Origin of the sequence: Variovorax multivorans (assembly GCF_051216835.1) — a bacterium.
GTDB lineage: Bacteria > Pseudomonadota > Gammaproteobacteria > Burkholderiales > Burkholderiaceae_C > Variovorax.
In genome coordinates this window covers 232,055-248,143 of sequence record NZ_JBPJZL010000006.1, presented here as the reverse complement: position 1 = coordinate 248,143, position 16,089 = coordinate 232,055, and the positions used below count along the sequence as shown (strand labels likewise).

Sequence of the window (16,089 nt, the reverse complement as noted above, 5' to 3'; positions counted from 1 at the left end):
GGTGCGGGGGCGAACCATCATTCGCTCACCTTCACTACGCCGCGAGGCACACATGCAACCCCTCTCATCCACCTCGACCGTTTTCATCCAGCGCGACACGCGGGCCTGGCAGTTCCAGGCCTGGGCTTCGTTCGCGATCGCCGTCTTCCTGTGCGCCACCGGCCTGAGCTGGCTGCCAGGGGAGGCGCTGGACCGGGCGTTCATGGTGATGGGCTACGTGTTCTGCCTGAGCACCGCCTTCATGCTGGCCAAGTTCGTGCGCGACAGCCAGCAGGCCGCCGAGCGCGGCGCCGATGCGGGCCGTGACGTGCCTATGTGGAAGCTGGTCGTCTGGGGCAGCTTCTTCACCGCGATGGGCCTGACCGGCTGGGGCCTCGTGCGCATGGAGATCAACGAGGCCTACAAGGCCTTCCTGGGCGTGAGCTGGCTGTTCCTCATCAGCTCGGCCTTCACGCTGGCCAAGACGCTGCGCGACCGCCATGAAGCCGACATGGCCGAAGCCCGCCTGCAGGGCCGCCGCCAGGCCCGCGCCGAAGCCGCTGCTTCCTCTGCCGAATAACCCATGTCCGATCAACGAAAGCCCATCATGAAAAAGTCGATTGCCGCTGTCCTCGTCGCCGCCTGCACCGCCTTCGCCGGCGTCACGGTTCCCCTGCATGCCCAGGCGCAGAGCGAGGCTTCGATTGCCCTCTCGCTGATGCCGGTGGCATCGGTGGTGGTCACCGCCTCCGCCGTCGGGGCTTCGGCCACCGCGGCGGTCGCGCTGCCTGCCGCGCTGTCGGTGGCGGGCTCGACGCTCACCGTGGTTGCGATCGAAGCCTCTGCCGACGGCACGGTGTACGTGCTCGAACGCGCCTCGGACGGCGCGCGCGCCAGCATCAAGGTGGCGGGGCGCGCCGCCAATGGCGTATCGAACGCGGTGGGCACCAGCGTCGTCGTCAGCGTGATCGGCACGGGCGTCGTGCTGTCGGCCGCCGGCGAAGTGCTGGCCTTTGTGCCCAACGCCATCGGCCGCGCGCTGCTCTACAACGAGAGGCTGTCATGAAGCGCGGCGCGCTGCCCGTGTTCTGCGGGCTGGCCACCATCGTCGTCTTCGCCGCGATGGCCTTGCTGCCGATGCAGGCGCGGGCCGGCCGCTCTTGCGAGCAGGTCAGGCCGACACCCGACGTGATCGTCAAGGGTATGCAGATGGCCGAGCGCACCTCGCAGGCGCTCGACGCCAGCGGCGCGCGCGTCGTGATCCTCGCGCGGGCCGGGCAAGACCTGAGCAAGTACGGCCTGCGCTATTCGCACCTGGGCTTTGCCTACAAGACCGATGCCGGCCCGTGGCGCGTGGTGCACAAGCTCAACCAGTGCGGCACCGCGGTGGCCGCTATCTACCGCCAGGGGCTCGGCGAGTTCTTCCTCGACGACCCGTGGCGCTACGAGGCGGCCTGGGTCGTGCCCACGCCCGACGTGCAGACGCATCTGCTGGCTGTGCTGAACGAATCGCCCGCGCGCATCGTGCGGCTGAACACCGCGCCCTACAGCATCGTGAGCTACGTCTGGGGCCAGAAGTACCAGCAGTCGAACCAGTGGGCGGTGGAGACGCTGGCCGCCGCCATGGAACCCGCCACCATCGTCAACCGCACGCAGGCGCAGGCCTGGATGCAGTTCAAGGGCTACGAGCCGACCACGCTGAAGCTCGGGCCGCTCACCCGGCTGGGCGGCCGCGTAGGCTCGGCCAACGTGGCCTTCGACGATCATCCGAACGACAAGCGGTTCTCGGACCGCATCGAGACGGTGACGGTCGATTCGGTGTTCGCGTGGCTGCCGCGTGCCGGGCTGGGCGCGGCGCCGGTGACACTCAGGCTTCAATAACGAGAACGAGGAGAAAACAACATGAGCAAATCCCTGCGCCTTTCCGAAAAATGGTTCCGCCGCGGCCTCTGGCTGGTGGCGCTGGTGTTCGCGAGCTTCCTCATCGGGCTCGGCAGCACCGTCGTGAGCGACCTGCCGCAAGTGGAGCGCGTGCGCCAGCTCGACGACTTCATCGACAAGCCCAAGGCCGAGCCGCTGCGCGCCACCATCAAGGCCTCTGAAGCCGCTGAGCTGGAGGCCGCGCGCGACCTGGATCAGATCCGCCTGCAGCTCAACGCCGCGCAGCAGGCCAGCGCCAATGCGCGCGAGACTTTCGGCAACTGGATCGCCACGCGCCGCGCCACCGCGCAGCCCGACCAGGACACCGAGCTCATCGCGCGCACCAAGACGCTCGACGCCTTCAAGCAGAAAGAAAACGAGCTGCAGCGCAAGGTCAACGCGCAGCAGCAGATCGCGCTCGATGCGCGCCAGGCCGAGCAGCGCGCCCGTACGGCGCTTGCCGACCTGGAGCGCGACGCGCAGATCAAGCTCGACGCCGAATACCGCCGCATCGAGCTGCGCGTGTTCGCCTACCGGCTGGCGCTTACGCTGCCGCTGCTGCTAGTGGCCGGCTGGCTGTTTGTGAAGAAGCGCAAGAGCACCTACTGGCCGTTCGTGTGGGGCTTCATCTTCTTCGCGCTGTTCGCCTTCTTCGTCGAGCTGGTGCCCTATCTGCCGAGCTATGGCGGCTATGTGCGCTACGTGGTGGGCATCGTGCTCACGGTGCTGGTGGGGCGCTATGCCATCGTCGCGCTCAACCGCTACCTGGCGCGGCAGAAGCTGGCCGAGCAGCAGCCCGACCAGGTGCGGCGCGAAGAGCTCAGCTACGACACAGCGCTCGCGCGCCTGGGCAAGAGCGTGTGCCCCGGCTGCGAGCGGCCGGTGGACCTGAAGAACAACGAGATCGACTTCTGCCCGCACTGCGGCATTGGCCTGTTCGACCACTGCGGCAATTGCGAGACGCGCAAGAGCGCGTTCTCGAAGTTCTGCCATGCCTGCGGAACCTCGGCCGCGCCGCGCGTGTTGCCGCCCATTGCATCGCCTGCCGCGTAGTCTGCGAATTCGGTCACAGGAGGCGGCCCGATCGACACACCGTGTAGCTGGTATGCCGCACGGTCGTGCTACAACCGCCGACTGCGACACAAACGTTGCCGCAGATTTTCAGCCAACCCCTTCGACGGAGCACCAGCATGAGCATTTTCGGCAGCATCCTTTCCAAGATTTTCCCGTCCGCAAACGCCGCGCCCGCACCTGCTGCGCCGGCCCCTGACGCACCCGCAGGCGCCCCCGCCGCGGCAGCGCCGCCGCCCGCCATCACCGTGGTGGACGTCGAGGCTCTGCTCGACGGCATGCCCGGCGCGAGCAGCCTGAACTGGCGCACCTCCATCGTCGACCTGATGAAGCTCCTGGGCCTGGACAGCAGCCTCGACGCACGCAAGCAACTGGCCGCCGAACTGAGCTACGGCTCGGACACCAGCGACAGCGCCAAGATGAACATCTGGCTGCATCGCCAGGTGATGACCAAGCTGGCCGCCAACGGTGGCAAGGTGCCCGCAGAACTGCGCGACTGACCTGCTCGCAACGCACATCAAAAAGCCCGGCATGCCGGGCTTTTTGCTTGGTGGAGGAGGCGAAGAAAGGCTTCAGGTCCAGCCTGCGTCCACCACATAGTCCTGCGCTGTGCACATGCGCGAATCGTCCGCCGCCAGGAACAGCGCCATCGCCGCAATGTCTTCCGCCATCACGCGCCCCGGCAGGCATTGCGCCGCATCGATCTCCGCGCCCGATTCGGGCTTGACCCATAGCTTGATCTGCCGCTCGGTCATCACCCAGCCCGGCACGATCGAATTCACGCGGATGTTCTGCTTGCCCAGGTCGCGCGCCAGCGAACGTGTGAGGCCGCGCGCCGCCGCCTTGCAGGCCTGGTACACCGGGTAGCCCTTGCCCTTGATCATCCAGCTGATGGAGCCGAAGTTGACGATCGAGCCGCCGCCCAGCGCGCGCATGTCGTCGGCCACCGCCTGCGCGGCGAAGAACTGGTGCTTGAAGTTGACGGCCACGAGGCGGTCGAAGTCTTCGCTGGTCACGTCGGCCATTTCGTGGCGGCGGTCGTTGGCTGCGTTGTTCAGCAGCACGGCAATCGGTCCGAAGCGCTGGCGGACCGCGTCGATGGCGGCGGCGAGCGCGACTGTATCGGTCACGTCGCACGGTACGAACAGCGCCGGGTGCTCGCCTTGCAGCTGGGCCGCGAGCGCGTTGCCGGCAGCAGCATCGAGGTCGCAGAAACCGACCTTCGCGCCCTGCGCATGAAAGGCCCGCACCAGCGATTCGCCGATGCCACTGGCGCCGCCGGAGATGAACACGGTGCGCCCGGCCAGCGAGGGATAGCGGGCGGTGTAGGGCGAAAGTTGTGATGCGTCGGTCATGTGAATGCGGCAACAGCGGTGAGGAGAGTCGGCAAGCGTACCGGATGCATGTGCCCCTGCCGGGCGCGGGGCCGCCGGCCGGCGTATGGCTTACGGCGAATGGGCAGCGCGGGCCTGCGTGACTACGCTTGCCTGCATGACGAAGACCTTTCCCCGCCGCGCCCTCCTTGCGCTCTCGCTTCTCCCTGCCGCCCTGGCCGTGCGCTCAGTTCGCGCCCAGGCGCCGGCAGCGCCTGTGCAGCTTTTCAAGGTGGTCTCGCCGCGCGACGAGGTTGTCGTGGGCGTCGATGCGGCGCAGCTCGGCGCGGGTTCCAACCCCGCCGTGGAGCGGCTGGCTGCGCAGCTCGCCGCGAAGGGCCAGCTCACGCTCTGGCAGTACGCCTCGCACAAGGACGCGGGCGGCGCGTTGGTGCAGGCGCCGCTCAAGCAGATCGTCGTCTTCAAGAACGAGCTGCTGCGCATCGAGCCCTATGCGACGCCGCTGCCGATCCAACCTTTGAAGTAGCGGTTGGCCGCCCCGGGGGCGTCAGACGCCGCGTGCGCGCTCCGACTTGAAGCGCGCGCGAAACTCCGTGAACGTGCCCGCGTCCAGCGCCTCACGGATCTCGCTCATCAGGTTCAGGTAGTAGTGCAGGTTGTGGATGGTCGTGAGCATCGGCCCCAGCATTTCGCCGCAGCGGTCCAGGTGATGCAGGTAGGCGCGGCTGAAGCCCTCGCGCCCGCCGTCGTTCCAGCTCACGCCCGAGGTGCCCGCGCAGGCGTGGCAGGTGCAGCTCGGGTCGATCGGTTGCGGGTCGCTCTTGTGGCGCGCGTTGCGCATCTTCAGGTCGCCGAAGCGCGTGAAGAGAGTGCCGTTGCGCGCATTGCGCGTGGGCATCACGCAGTCGAACATGTCGACGCCGTCGGCCACGCCCTGCACCAGGTCTTCCGGCGTGCCCACGCCCATCAGGTAGCGCGGCTTGTTCGCGGGCAGCCGGTGCGGCGTGTGGCCCATGATGTGCAGCATCTCTTCCTTGGGCTCGCCCACGCTCACGCCGCCGATGGCATAGCCCGGAAAGTCCATGTCGACCAGCGCCGCCAGCGACTCTTCGCGCAGGTTCTCGAACATGCCGCCTTGCACGATGCCGAAGAGGGCGTTCGGGTTCTCGAGCCGCGCGAACTCGCTCTGGCAGCGCTTGGCCCAGCGCAGGCTCAGTTCCATCGAGATGCGCGCCTCGGCCTCGGTCGTGATGTGGCCCTTGGTGTCGTAGGGCGTGCACTCGTCGAACTGCATCACGATGTCGCTGTTGAGGATGGTCTGGATCTGCATCGAGACCTCGGGCGTGAGGAACAGCTTGTCGCCGTTGACGGGCGATGCGAACTTCACGCCCTCTTCGCTGATCTTGCGCATTGCGCCCAGCGACCACACCTGGAAGCCGCCCGAGTCGGTGAGGATGGGCTTGTCCCACTTCTCGAACTGATGCAGCCCGCCGAAGCTCGCCATCACGTCGAGGCCGGGGCGCATCCACAGGTGGAAGGTGTTGCCCAGGATGATCTGCGCACCCATCTCTTCCAGGCTGCGCGGCATCACGCCCTTGACGGTGCCGTACGTGCCCACGGGCATGAAGATCGGCGTCTGCACCTTGCCGTGGTTGAGCGTGAGCGTGGCGCGGCGCGCGTGGCTGTCGGGGTCGGTCTTGAGGAGTTCGAAGGAGAGCATCGGAATTCGGGGTGTGGTTGATCGAGGCACGCAATCAAAAACGCTCGGCGTCATCGAGGATGCTTGTGGGGATGCCGCGCAATTCGGCCTGCAATTCCGCGAGCGTCGCTGTCTCGCGCTCCAATAGCATGGCATCGCCATAGCTGAAGAAGCGGTAGCCCTGGGCAATGGCGTGGGCATACAGCGCCATCACCCGCTCGTAGCCCGCGAAGGCCGAGACCAGCATCATCAGCGTGCTCTTGGGCAAATGAAAGTTCGTCACCAGCAGGTCGACGTGTTCGAAGGCGAAGCCCGGGGTGATGAAGATGCGCGTGTCGCCCGTGGCCTCGCCGCTCTTGGCCCACGATTCGAGCGTGCGCACGGTGGTCGTGCCGACCGCGACGATGCGACCGCCGCGTGCCTTGCACTCGGCAATGGCGCGCTGCGTGGCCTCGGGCACTTCGTAGCGCTCGGCGTGCATCGTGTGTTCGGCGATGTTCTCGGTCTTCACCGGCTGGAAGGTGCCGGCGCCCACGTGCAGCGTGACGTTGGCGCGCTGCACACCGCGCGCTTCGAGTTCGGCCAGCAGGCCTTCGTCGAAGTGCAGCGCGGCGGTGGGTGCGGCCACCGCGCCGGGCACGCGCGCGAACACGGTCTGGTAGCGGCTTTCGTCGTCGGCCGAATCTGTGTGCGTGATGTAGGGCGGCAGCGGCACGTGGCCGCAGCGGGCCATCAGCGCATACGGGTCTTCGCCCGCGTCGCTCTCGAAGCCGAAGCGGAACAGCGCGCCCTGTTCGTCGGGCCAGCGGCCGAGCAGCGTGGCGCGGAAGCCGCCGACCATCTGCAGCGTGGTGCCCACGGTCGGCTTCTTGCTGACCTTCATGTGCGCCACGACCTCGTGGCCCTGCAGCACGCGCTCGACCAGCAGTTCGAGCTTGCCGCCGGTGGGCTTCTCGCCGAACAGGCGCGCCTTGACTACGCGCGTGTCGTTGAAGACCAGCAGGTCGCCCGCGCGCAGCAGCGAGGGCAGGTGCTTGAAGATGCGGTCGACCGGGGCCGGCCCTGTGCCGTCGAGCAGACGGGAGGATGTGCGTTCGGTGGCCGGGTGTTGCGCCACCAGTTCGGGTGGCAATGCGAAATCGAAATCGGAGAGCGTGAAGGCGCGCATGGTGCTTGAGGGCCGGACGGGCCCGTGCCAAGGAGGCATGGGGAAAAGAAAAAACAGGGCGGGAGCCGGGCAGAATTGTCCCATGCCCGCCGCGTCCAAGCCCGAACCGCCCGAAAAGACCGCAGCCGCGCCTGCGGCACCGGTTGCACCAGGTTCGGGCCTGAGCCTCGTGCAGCGCGCGCTGCGCAAGCTCGGCCTCGTGCGCGACATCGACTTCGCGCTCTACCTGCCGATGCGCTACGAGGACGAGACGCGCATCGTGCGGCTGGCCGACACGCGCGATGGCGACATGGCGCAGGTCGAAGGCGTCGTCACTGAATGCGAGGTGGTGTACCGCCCGCGCCGCCAGTTGCTGGCGACCATCGACGACGGCAGCGACACCTGCCAGCTGCGCTTTTTCAACTTCTATCCCTCGCAGCAGAAGCAGCTGGCGATCGGCGCGCGGGTGCGCGTGCGGGGCGAGATGCGCGGCGGTTTCGTGGGGCGGCAGATGATGCACCCGACCGTGAAGGCGGCCGGCACCGCGCTGCCGAATGCGCTCACGCCGGTGTATTCGACAGTGGCCGGGCTCGCGCAGCCGGTGCTGCGGCGCGAGGTGCGTTCGGGCCTTGCCCGCGCGGTGCTCGACGAGACCATCCCCGTGCAGATCGGCCTGCGCGGTGCCTGGGATCTGCGCGCCTCGCTGAGCTTTCTGCACTACCCGACGCCCGACGTGGCGATGGCCACGCTCGAAGACCACAGCCATCCGGCCTGGCAGCGCATCAAGGCCGAGGAACTGCTCGCTCAGCAGCTGTCGCAGCTGCAGGCCCGGCTGGAGCGCGCAGCACAGCGCGCGCCGGTGCTGCCCGCGCCTGCCGAGCCGGTCGCAAGCTCGCTGCATGCGCAGTTGCTCGCGGTGTTGCCCTTCGGCCTTACCGGCGCGCAGCAACGCGTCGGCGAAGAAATCACGCGCGACCTGGGCCGCGAGATACCGATGCACCGGCTGCTGCAGGGCGACGTGGGTTCGGGCAAGACCGTGGTGGCGGCGCTCGCGGCGGCGCGCTGCATCGACGCGGGTTTCCAGTGCGCGCTGATGGCCCCCACCGAAATCCTCGCGGCTCAGCATTTCGGCAAGCTCGTCGGCTGGCTCGATCCGCTGCTGGCCGAGCGCGGCCTGCGCGTGGCGTGGCTCACGGGCAGCCAGAAGAAGAAGGAGCGCGATGCGATGTCGGCCGCCGTTGAAAGCGGCGAGGCGGCTCTGGTCATCGGCACGCACGCGGTCATCTCGGAGAAGGTGCGCTTCAAGAACCTCGCGCTCGCCATCATCGACGAGCAGCATCGCTTCGGTGTCGCGCAGCGCCTGGCCTTGCGCGGCAAGGCCGGTGGGCATCTGGAGCCGCATCTGCTGATGATGAGCGCCACGCCCATCCCCCGCACGCTCGCGATGAGCTACTACGCCGACCTCGACGTCTCCACGCTCGACGAGCTTCCGCCGGGCCGCACGCCCATCGTCACAAAGCTGGTGGCCGACCACCGGCGCGACGAAGTCATCGACCGCATCCATGCGCAGATTGCGCAGGGGCGGCAGGTGTACTGGGTGTGTCCGCTGATCGAGGAGAGCGAAGCGGTCGACCTGCGCAACGCGACCGAAACGCGCGACGAGCTCGCCGAGACGCTGGGCGAGCCCATTCAGGTCGGCCTGCTGCATTCGCGCATGCCCACGGCCGAGAAGCAGGCGGTGATGGCCGCGTTCACCGCCAATGAAATCCAGGTGCTGGTGAGCACGACCGTGATCGAAGTGGGCGTCGACGTGCCGAACGCCTCGCTGATGGTGATCGAGCATGCCGAGCGCTTCGGCCTCTCGCAGCTGCACCAGCTGCGCGGCCGCGTGGGGCGCGGCGCGGCGGCCTCGGCCTGCGTGCTGCTCTATGCGCCGGGCGACAGCGGCCGCGTCGGTGAGGCGGCGCGTGCGCGGCTCAAGGCGATGGCCGAGACCAGCGACGGCTTCGAGATCGCACGGCGCGACCTGGAGATTCGAGGGCCCGGCGAATTCCTTGGCGCGCGGCAGTCGGGCGCACCGCTGCTGCGTTTTGCCGACCTCACGACCGACACGCTGCTGCTCGACTGGGCCCGTGAACTCGCGCCGGTCATGCTCCGCAAGCACCCCGACCTGGCCCAGCGCCACATCGACCGCTGGCTCGGCACCAAGGCCGAGTACCTGAAAGCCTGAGGAAGATCAGGCCGCAGGGCGGCGCGTGAAGGCCAGGATGAGCCCGAAGCCGACCATCATGCTGCCGCTCACCCGGTTGAACCAGCGCATCGCGCGGCTGCCGTCGGCCAGCCGGCGCATGCGCGCACCGAGCATTGCGTAGAGCGCGATCGCGACCAGCTCGAACACCAGGAAGGTCACGCCCAGCAGCATGTAGCTGGAGGCATAGGCACCGGGCACCACGAACTGCGGAAAGAAGGCGGTGAACACCAGGATGGCCTTCGGGTTGCCCGCTGCCACGGTGAACTCCTGCCGCGCCAGCGCGCGCATGGAGGGCGGCGCGGACGCGTCGCGCGCCTGCACCTCGGCCGTTGGCGCCGGGGCGCGCAGCAGGCGGATGCCGATCCACACGAGATACGCCGCGCCGATGTACTTGATGACGTCGAAGGCCAGCTCCGACGCCACCAGCACTGCACCCATGCCCAGCCCCGCGATGGCGATCATGATCGCGAAGGCCACGAGCCGGCCGCTGGCCGCGATCACTGCCGGCGAGACGCCATGCTTCGCGCCGTTGGTCACCGACAGCAGGTTGTTGGGGCCGAATGCCATGTTGATGGCGAAGCAGGCCGGCAGGAAGAGCAGGTAGGCAGACAGGGTCATGGCGGGTCCGTCGGCGGGGCGTTGCAGGGGCTGCCATTATTTCAGCTCATCCCGAGAAAGCCGCGGCGAATGCCATGACAACGAATTCCCCTCTGAAGATACGCAAGGCCGTACAGGCCGATCTCCCCGCCATCACCGCCATGCTGGCCGACGACGTGCTCGGCGCGGCGCGCGAGCGACCGGGCGATGCCGCTCTCTACGAAACCGCCTGGCGGCAGAACAAGCGCCGCACCGACGCGCACCGCTTCTACGAGCGACTGGGGTTCGAGGCCACGCACGAGGGCATGAAGCTCGAACTGGCGGCTGCCTAGTTGTCGATGCCGCTTTCCGGCATCTGCCGCGCGTAGACCGCGAGCACGATGCGCTCGGAGTGAATGAGGTAGTCGTTGAGGGACGCCGAGCCCTCGGCGAACTTGCCGGCCTCGATGAGTTCGAGCAGCTTCGTGTTCATGTCCACATAAGGCGCGTGCAGGAACTCCGGGTCCTTGAGCAGGCCGAAGGCCAGCCGCAGCTCGACCAGGATGTGCGCGAACAGGATGTTCAGCCGTTCGCTGTCGGCCAGTTCCACGATGCCCTTGTGGAACTCCATGTTGGCCGTGCCCACGCCCAGCCAGTCGCCGGCGTCGCGGCACTTCAGGGCCATTTCCACCGCCTCGCGCATGTGCTTCTTGGCCGGGTGGCGCGGGTAGGCCTGCGCCAGGGCCTGGCATTCGATGAGGCGGCGCACCCGGTAGATGTCGATGATCGACGCGATGCTCGGCACCGCCACGAACACGCCGCGGTTCGGCGCGTGCTTGAGCAGCCCTTCCTTGGTCAGCGTGCGGAACACCTCGCGCAGGGTGTTGCGTGAAATCTCGAAGCTGTCGGCCAGCGCGGCCTCCGACAGCCGCTGCCCCGGCGAGAACTCGCCCTTCACGATCTTCTGGCGGATGAGCTCCGCGACCCGGTCGTTGAGCGTCTGCGCGCCGGCGGCCGGCGAGGCGGGTGAAGTCGGGGAGGCCGGTGGAGTCATGCCAGGAGGGGGTGAGGGGAGCGGGGAAGGGGGCGGGGAGTCCGGGCGTTTGTAGCAGGTTTTCCCCGCCGGACGGCACCCGCCCGGCCGCCGCCCGATGCACCAAGTGTTGACACGCTCAGGGTTTTCATGGGTTCAGTCAGGCACTGTTGTTGGGCACACTCGCACAAATTGTTCAACAATTTATGAGAAATGAGTGATTCAGATGATTTGAATTGCTCATTCATTGGCACGCAGTTTGCATGAAGCGGCTTGCCGGCGCCCCCGCGCAAGGTGTCTCCGAATCCAGAACCGAAAGACCAACATGACTCCTGACATCCCTCATCTGTGGCCGCTGATCGGCGTCGCCGTGATCATTGCGGGCTTCATCCTGCGCTTCAATCCGATGCTGGTGGTGATCGTCACGGCCATCGCCACGGCGATTGCCGCGGGCTTCGGCCCGATGGCGATCCTCACGGCCATCGGCACCGGGTTCATCAAGACCCGCAACCTGCCGCTGATCATTCTTCTGCCGCTGGCGGTGATCGGGCTGCTCGAGCGCCATGGCCTGCGCCAGCACGCGCAGAACTGGATCAGCCGCATCAAGTCGGCCACAGCCGGGCGCCTGCTGATCGTCTACCTCGCAGCGCGCGAACTCACGGCGGCCGTGGGCCTCACCAGCCTGGGCGGCCACCCGCAGATGGTTCGCCCGCTGCTCGCGCCCATGGCCGAAGGCGCCACCGAAACCCGCTACGGCAAGCTGCCCGATCGCATCCGCCACAAGCTGCGCGCCTATGCTGCGGCCACCGACAACGTGGGCCTGTTCTTCGGCGAAGACATCTTCGTGGCCTTCGGCGCCATCGTGCTGATGAGCACCTTCCTGCACGAGGCCGGCATCGACGTCGAGCCGCTGCACATCGCGCTGTGGGGCATCCCGACGGCGATTGCCGCCTTCATCATCCACGCCTGGCGCCTGCGCCGGCTCGACCAGTCGCTGGCACGTGAACTGGGCGGCGCACCGGCGTCCGATGCGCCCGCCGTTCCGGCCACGCAGGAAGGCCGCTGATCATGATTCTCTCGATCCAGCACCTGTACATCCTGGTCGGCCTGATCCTCGCGATCACGGCAGTCATGACGCTGGCCGACCGCCAGCACCCCAAGCGCTACACCAGCGCGCTGTTCTGGGGGCTCTATTCACTGGTCTTCCTGGTCGGCGACAAGCTGCCGCCCGCATGGGTCGGCGTGGGCGCCATCGGCATGGCCGTCATTGCCGGCCTGCGCGGCGTCGGCGCGGGCAAGCACAAGGAACCCACGCCGGCCGAATACGAAACCAGCGCCAAGCGCCTGGGTAACAAGCTCTTCATGCCGGCGCTGGCGATTCCGCTGGTCACGGTGATCGGCACCGTGCTGATGAGCAAGGTGAAGATCGGCGACGCCTTCCTGCTCGACCCCAAGAACACCACGCTGGTGAGCCTGGGCGTGGGTTGCGTGGTGGCGCTGGCGCTGGCCTGCTGGCTGACGCGCGAGACGCCGGTGCAGGGCATGCGCGAGTCGCGCCGACTGACCGACGCGCTGGGCTGGGCCGTGGTGCTGCCGCAGATGCTGGGCATGCTGGGCCTGGTGTTCTCCGACGCGGGCGTGGGCAAGGCGGTGGCGTACATCACCACGAGCTACATCAACATGGACATCCGCTTTGTCGCGGTCGTTGTGTACGTGCTGGGCATGGCGCTCTTCACCATCATCATGGGCAACGGCTTCGCGGCCTTCCCGGTGATGACGGGCGGCGTCGGCGTGCCGGTGCTGGTGGGCGTGTACCACGGCGACCCGGCGGTGATGGCGGCCATCGGCATGTTCTCGGGCTACTGCGGGACGCTGATGACGCCGATGGCGGCCAACTTCAACATCGTGCCGGCGGCGCTGCTGGAGCTGCCCGACAAGAACGCGGTAATCAAGGTGCAGGTACCGACCGCGGCCGCGCTGCTGGTGGTCAACATCTTCCTGATGTACTTCCTGATGTTCCGCTGAGGCGCCGAGCATGACGAAGACGAAGACCACCGATGGCGCGGCGCCCCGCGTGCTGCTCGCGGGCTTCGAGCCTTTCGAGAACGATCCCGTCAACCCGGCGTGGGAAATCGCGCGATCGCTCGACGGCTGGGCCTGCGAAGGCGCAGTGGTGCAGGCGGTGCAGCTGCCCTGCGTGTTCGGCCGCGCCATCGACACGCTCGACGAAGCGCTGGTGGGGCCGGCGCCACGGCTGGTGCTGTGCATCGGCGCGGCGGGCGGGCGCAGCGAGATCTCGCTGGAGCGCGCCGCGCTGAACGTCGACGACGCGCGCATTCCCGATAACGCCGGCTACCAGCCCATCGACACCGAGGTGGTCGCGGGTGGGCCGGCGGCCTACTTCTCGACGCTGCCGATCAAGGCCATGGTGCGCGACATGCGCGCAGCAGGGCTGCCATCGGCGGTTTCCAATACTGCCGGCACCTTCGTGTGCAACCACATCTTCTATGCGCTGATGCACCGCATCGCGACGAGCCCGGCGCTCGCACACACGCGCGGCGGATTCATCCACGTGCCCTACCTGCCCGAGCAGGCGGCCTCCAAGCCGGGCGTGGCCAGCATGGCACTGGCGACGCAGGTCGAAGCCTTCCGCGTGGCGATACGCGCCGCGCTCACCGTGCGCGACGACGTGCGCGAGACCGCCGGCCGCCTGCATTGATGACCCTGAGACCAACGATGAACATCGACTTGAACAGCGACCTCGGCGAGAGCCTTGGCGTTTGGCGCATGGGCGACGACGCCGCCATGCTTTCCCTCGTGAGCAGCGCCAATGTGGCCTGCGGCTTCCATGCGGGCGACCCGGCGGGCATTTTGCGCACGCTGCGGCAGGCGAAGGAGCGGGGCGTCGCGGTCGGCGCCCACGTGGCCTACCGCGACCTCGTGGGCTTCGGGCGCCGCAACATGGACGTCGACAGCGCCGACCTGCGCGCCGACGTGATCTACCAGATCGGTGCGCTGAAAGGCCTTGCGGCCGCCGCCGGCACCACCGTGCGCTACGTGAAGCCGCATGGCGCGCTCTACAACACCATCGCCCACGACGAGCGCCAGGCGCGCGACGTGATCGCCGCCATCCGCGAGATCGACTCCGGCCTGTGCCTGGTGGCGCTGGCGGGCTCGCCGCTGCTGGGCTGGGCGCGCGACGAAGGCCTGCGCGCCGTGGCCGAAGCCTTTGCCGACCGCGCCTACACGCCGCAGGGCACGCTGGTGTCGCGCCGCGAACCTGGCGCCGTGCTGCACGACGCCGACGAAGTGGCCGAGCGCATGCTGAGGCTGGCCACCGACGGCGTGGTCACGGCCATCGACGGCAGCACGGTGCGCATCGAGGCCGAATCGGTCTGCGTGCACGGCGACAGCCCGGGCGCGGTCGAGATGGCCCGCCAGGTGCGCGTGCGGCTGGAGCAGGCGGGCGTGACGATCCGCTCCTTCGTGGATTCAGCCGCATGACGATGCGCTTCCTGCCGGTCAATTTGAACGCCGTGCTGGTCGAGCTCGACGACCTGCCGCAAACCCTCGCGCTGCTGGCCTCGCTGCGCGCCGAACCCATCGCGGGCATCGAAGAGTTGGTGCCGGCTGCGCGCACGTTGCTGATCACTTTCCGCCCGGCTGCGATTTCGACTGACGAACTCGTGCGGCAGATCGGCAAGCGCAGCCTCGACGCGCGCGAGACGCGCATCGACAAGCGCATCGAGATTCCCGTGCGCTACGACGGCGAAGACCTGACCGAGGTTGCCGGCCTGCTGGGCATCACGCCCGAGGAGGTGGTTCGCCGCCACACCGGCAGCGACTACACCGTCGCCTTCACCGGTTTCGCGCCGGGCTTCGCGTATCTCTCGGGCGGGCACCCGAGCCTGAACGTGCCGCGCCGCACGGTGCCGCGCACGCGCATTCCGGCGGGCGCGGTCGGCCTTGCGGGCAGCTTCAGCGGCGTCTACCCGCAGGCCAGCCCCGGCGGCTGGCAGATCATCGGCATCACCGATGCGCCGATGTGGGACCTGGCGCGCGAGACGCCCGCGCTGCTGCAGCCGGGCGACACGGTGCGCTTCGTGGATGTCACCGGATTGCCGCAGGCAGTGCCTGTGGCAGTGGCGTCCTTGCCTTCTCAAGCCGCTGCTGTGGATGGCGGCTGCGCCTTCGAGATTCGCGCTGCGGGCCTGCAAGCGCTGCTGCAGGACGGCGGCCGGCATGGCCAGGCCGGGCAGGGCGTATCGGCCTCCGGCGCGATGGACCAGCGCTCGCTGCAGGCGGCCAACCGGCTGGTCGGCAACGCATCGGACATGGCCTGCGTGGAGATTGCCTATGGCGGCTTCCAGCTCGCCTGCCGTGGCGACGCGGTGGTGGCGATCACAGGCGCTGACGGCCCCGTCACGCTGACCCGCGCCGATGGCGCGAAGTGGCCGCTGCCGCGCTACCAGCCCATCGCGCTGGCCGATGGCGACGTGCTTGCGCTCGGCGAGCCGCAGGCCGGCATCCGCAGTTACATCGCCGTGCGCGGCGGTTTCGACATCGCGCCCGTGCTGGGCAGTCTCTCGACCGACACGCTGGCCCGCGTTGGCCCACCAGCCATCGCCACGGGCGACGTGCTGCCCGTGCGCGCGGTCGCCACCGGCGCCGTGGTCGGTGCGCCCGAAACGTCACCGGCGGACCTGCCCACCGTGCAGGAAGAAGTCGTGCTCGACATCGTGTTCGGCCCGCGCACCGACTGGTTCACGCCCGATGCGGTCGAGCTTCTGTGCAGCCAGCCGTGGGTGGTCACGCCGCAATCGAACCGCGTCGGCATCCGGCTCGCGGGCGAGGTACCGCTGGCACGCGCCAATCACGCAGAGCTGCCCAGCGAGGGCACGGCGCACGGCTCGATCCAGGTGCCGCCCAGCGGCCAGCCCGTGCTGTTCCTGGCCGACCATCCGCTGACCGGCGGCTATCCGGTGATCGCCTCCGTCGCTACACACCACCTGGACCGCGCGGGGCAGATCCCCGTGAATGCGCGCGTCCGCTTCAAGCCCATGGCCCAGTGAAAGCCTC

Annotated in this window: 18 protein-coding genes; 13 read left to right on the top strand and 5 right to left on the bottom strand. The window is 68.2% G+C overall.

What is annotated here, in order from left to right; translation table 11 throughout:
• Positions 1 to 52: 52 nt before the first annotated feature.
• The 5 genes from ACSFCA_RS17390 (at position 53) to ACSFCA_RS17370 (ending at position 3,470) form a co-directional block, all read left to right on the top strand.
• Positions 53 to 559 carry a YiaA/YiaB family inner membrane protein gene (locus ACSFCA_RS17390; RefSeq protein ID WP_258352297.1) on the top strand — a complete coding sequence of 169 codons (507 nt, stop codon included), beginning with the start codon at positions 53 to 55 and terminating at the stop codon, positions 557 to 559.
• 27 nt (positions 560 to 586) lie between these two features.
• Positions 587 to 1,045, top strand: coding sequence for a hypothetical protein (locus tag ACSFCA_RS17385; protein WP_435460394.1), 459 nt, complete (start codon positions 587 to 589; stop codon positions 1,043 to 1,045).
• Positions 1,042 to 1,860, top strand: a complete 819-nt coding sequence (locus ACSFCA_RS17380) for a DUF2145 domain-containing protein (protein ID WP_435460395.1) — start codon at positions 1,042 to 1,044, stop codon at positions 1,858 to 1,860. Before ACSFCA_RS17385 ends, ACSFCA_RS17380 begins: the two co-directional genes overlap by 4 nt.
• Before the next feature lie 21 nt (positions 1,861 to 1,881).
• Positions 1,882 to 2,952: a zinc ribbon domain-containing protein gene (locus tag ACSFCA_RS17375; RefSeq protein WP_258352299.1), complete on the top strand. Its 1,071-nt coding sequence runs from the start codon at positions 1,882 to 1,884 to the stop codon at positions 2,950 to 2,952.
• 137 nt (positions 2,953 to 3,089) lie between these two features.
• The gene (locus tag ACSFCA_RS17370; protein ID WP_093055446.1) at positions 3,090 to 3,470 is read left to right on the top strand and encodes a DUF3597 domain-containing protein; all 381 of its coding nucleotides are present in this window, start codon (positions 3,090 to 3,092) and stop codon (positions 3,468 to 3,470) included.
• 72 nt (positions 3,471 to 3,542) lie between these two features.
• On the opposite strand, the gene ACSFCA_RS17365 is transcribed toward ACSFCA_RS17370, so the two are convergent.
• Positions 3,543 to 4,325 carry an SDR family NAD(P)-dependent oxidoreductase gene (locus ACSFCA_RS17365; RefSeq protein ID WP_258352300.1) on the bottom strand — a complete coding sequence of 261 codons (783 nt, stop codon included), beginning with the start codon at positions 4,323 to 4,325 and terminating at the stop codon, positions 3,543 to 3,545.
• 136 nt (positions 4,326 to 4,461) lie between these two features.
• On the opposite strand from ACSFCA_RS17365, the gene ACSFCA_RS17360 reads away from it, so the two are divergent.
• Positions 4,462 to 4,830 carry a hypothetical protein gene (locus ACSFCA_RS17360; protein WP_258352301.1) on the top strand — a complete coding sequence of 123 codons (369 nt, stop codon included), beginning with the start codon at positions 4,462 to 4,464 and terminating at the stop codon, positions 4,828 to 4,830.
• Positions 4,831 to 4,851: 21 nt separating this feature from the next.
• On the opposite strand, the gene tgt is transcribed toward ACSFCA_RS17360, so the two are convergent.
• Together tgt and queA are read right to left on the bottom strand one after the other, a co-directional pair.
• Entirely contained in the window at positions 4,852 to 6,024 is a 1,173-nt protein-coding gene (tgt, locus tag ACSFCA_RS17355; RefSeq protein ID WP_435460396.1) for a tRNA guanosine(34) transglycosylase Tgt, read from the bottom strand.
• A gap of 34 nt (positions 6,025 to 6,058) precedes the next feature.
• The gene (gene queA, locus ACSFCA_RS17350; RefSeq protein ID WP_435460397.1) at positions 6,059 to 7,171 is read right to left on the bottom strand and encodes a tRNA preQ1(34) S-adenosylmethionine ribosyltransferase-isomerase QueA; all 1,113 of its coding nucleotides are present in this window, start codon (positions 7,169 to 7,171) and stop codon (positions 6,059 to 6,061) included.
• A gap of 82 nt (positions 7,172 to 7,253) precedes the next feature.
• On the opposite strand from queA, the gene recG reads away from it, so the two are divergent.
• Positions 7,254 to 9,380: an ATP-dependent DNA helicase RecG gene (gene recG, locus ACSFCA_RS17345; RefSeq protein ID WP_258352304.1), complete on the top strand. Its 2,127-nt coding sequence runs from the start codon at positions 7,254 to 7,256 to the stop codon at positions 9,378 to 9,380.
• A 6-nt stretch (positions 9,381 to 9,386) separates the two neighbouring features.
• On the opposite strand, the gene ACSFCA_RS17340 is transcribed toward recG, so the two are convergent.
• Entirely contained in the window at positions 9,387 to 10,019 is a 633-nt protein-coding gene (locus ACSFCA_RS17340) for a LysE family translocator (RefSeq protein WP_093174258.1), read from the bottom strand.
• A gap of 74 nt (positions 10,020 to 10,093) precedes the next feature.
• On the opposite strand from ACSFCA_RS17340, the gene ACSFCA_RS17335 reads away from it, so the two are divergent.
• Positions 10,094 to 10,330, top strand: coding sequence for a hypothetical protein (locus ACSFCA_RS17335; RefSeq protein ID WP_435460398.1), 237 nt, complete (start codon positions 10,094 to 10,096; stop codon positions 10,328 to 10,330).
• Here ACSFCA_RS17335 and ACSFCA_RS17330 read toward each other — a convergent pair.
• Positions 10,327 to 11,031, bottom strand: coding sequence for a GntR family transcriptional regulator (locus ACSFCA_RS17330; protein WP_258352307.1), 705 nt, complete (start codon positions 11,029 to 11,031; stop codon positions 10,327 to 10,329). The two genes, ACSFCA_RS17335 and ACSFCA_RS17330, sit on opposite strands and share 4 nt — an antisense overlap.
• Positions 11,032 to 11,335: 304 nt before the next feature.
• On the opposite strand from ACSFCA_RS17330, the gene ACSFCA_RS17325 reads away from it, so the two are divergent.
• From ACSFCA_RS17325 to ACSFCA_RS17305, 5 genes are read left to right on the top strand one after another with little or no spacing between them, the layout of a single operon-like run.
• Positions 11,336 to 12,076 (top strand): DUF969 domain-containing protein, encoded by a 741-nt coding sequence (locus ACSFCA_RS17325; RefSeq protein WP_093055460.1) that lies wholly within the window; start codon positions 11,336 to 11,338, stop codon positions 12,074 to 12,076.
• 2 nt (positions 12,077 to 12,078) lie between these two features.
• Complete coding sequence (locus tag ACSFCA_RS17320) at positions 12,079 to 13,035, top strand: DUF979 domain-containing protein (protein ID WP_435460399.1); 957 nt, start codon at positions 12,079 to 12,081, stop codon at positions 13,033 to 13,035.
• 10 nt (positions 13,036 to 13,045) lie between these two features.
• Entirely contained in the window at positions 13,046 to 13,729 is a 684-nt protein-coding gene (gene pcp, locus ACSFCA_RS17315; protein ID WP_435460400.1) for a pyroglutamyl-peptidase I, read from the top strand.
• A gap of 17 nt (positions 13,730 to 13,746) precedes the next feature.
• On the top strand, positions 13,747 to 14,514 hold the full coding sequence (locus ACSFCA_RS17310; protein WP_435460401.1) for a LamB/YcsF family protein: 768 nt from the start codon (positions 13,747 to 13,749) through the stop codon (positions 14,512 to 14,514).
• 2 nt (positions 14,515 to 14,516) lie between these two features.
• A complete protein-coding gene (locus tag ACSFCA_RS17305; protein ID WP_435460536.1) occupies positions 14,517 to 16,082 on the top strand; it encodes a 5-oxoprolinase subunit B/C family protein in 1,566 nt (521 codons plus the stop codon).
• Positions 16,083 to 16,089 lie beyond the last annotated feature (7 nt).

Excerpts from the sequence above, each read along its gene's own strand:
- ACSFCA_RS17330 (WP_258352307.1), bottom strand. The coding sequence starts at position 11,031 with ATGACTCCACCGGCCTCCCCGACTTCACCCGCCTCGCCGGCCGCCGGC.
- ACSFCA_RS17375 (WP_258352299.1), top strand. The coding sequence starts at position 1,882 with ATGAGCAAATCCCTGCGCCTTTCCGAAAAATGGTTCCGCCGCGGCCTC.
- ACSFCA_RS17360 (WP_258352301.1), top strand. The coding sequence starts at position 4,462 with ATGACGAAGACCTTTCCCCGCCGCGCCCTCCTTGCGCTCTCGCTTCTC.
- pcp (WP_435460400.1), top strand. The coding sequence starts at position 13,046 with ATGACGAAGACGAAGACCACCGATGGCGCGGCGCCCCGCGTGCTGCTC.
- queA (WP_435460397.1), bottom strand. The coding sequence starts at position 7,171 with ATGCGCGCCTTCACGCTCTCCGATTTCGATTTCGCATTGCCACCCGAA.
- ACSFCA_RS17380 (WP_435460395.1), top strand. The coding sequence starts at position 1,042 with ATGAAGCGCGGCGCGCTGCCCGTGTTCTGCGGGCTGGCCACCATCGTC.
- tgt (WP_435460396.1), bottom strand. The coding sequence starts at position 6,024 with ATGCTCTCCTTCGAACTCCTCAAGACCGACCCCGACAGCCACGCGCGC.
- ACSFCA_RS17320 (WP_435460399.1), top strand. The coding sequence starts at position 12,079 with ATGATTCTCTCGATCCAGCACCTGTACATCCTGGTCGGCCTGATCCTC.
- ACSFCA_RS17335 (WP_435460398.1), top strand. The coding sequence starts at position 10,094 with ATGACAACGAATTCCCCTCTGAAGATACGCAAGGCCGTACAGGCCGAT.
- ACSFCA_RS17340 (WP_093174258.1), bottom strand. The coding sequence starts at position 10,019 with ATGACCCTGTCTGCCTACCTGCTCTTCCTGCCGGCCTGCTTCGCCATC.
- ACSFCA_RS17310 (WP_435460401.1), top strand. The coding sequence starts at position 13,747 with ATGAACATCGACTTGAACAGCGACCTCGGCGAGAGCCTTGGCGTTTGG.
- ACSFCA_RS17385 (WP_435460394.1), top strand. The coding sequence starts at position 587 with ATGAAAAAGTCGATTGCCGCTGTCCTCGTCGCCGCCTGCACCGCCTTC.
- recG (WP_258352304.1), top strand. The coding sequence starts at position 7,254 with ATGCCCGCCGCGTCCAAGCCCGAACCGCCCGAAAAGACCGCAGCCGCG.
- ACSFCA_RS17370 (WP_093055446.1), top strand. The coding sequence starts at position 3,090 with ATGAGCATTTTCGGCAGCATCCTTTCCAAGATTTTCCCGTCCGCAAAC.
- ACSFCA_RS17365 (WP_258352300.1), bottom strand. The coding sequence starts at position 4,325 with ATGACCGACGCATCACAACTTTCGCCCTACACCGCCCGCTATCCCTCG.
- ACSFCA_RS17305 (WP_435460536.1), top strand. The coding sequence starts at position 14,517 with ATGCGCTTCCTGCCGGTCAATTTGAACGCCGTGCTGGTCGAGCTCGAC.
- ACSFCA_RS17390 (WP_258352297.1), top strand. The coding sequence starts at position 53 with ATGCAACCCCTCTCATCCACCTCGACCGTTTTCATCCAGCGCGACACG.
- ACSFCA_RS17325 (WP_093055460.1), top strand. The coding sequence starts at position 11,336 with ATGACTCCTGACATCCCTCATCTGTGGCCGCTGATCGGCGTCGCCGTG.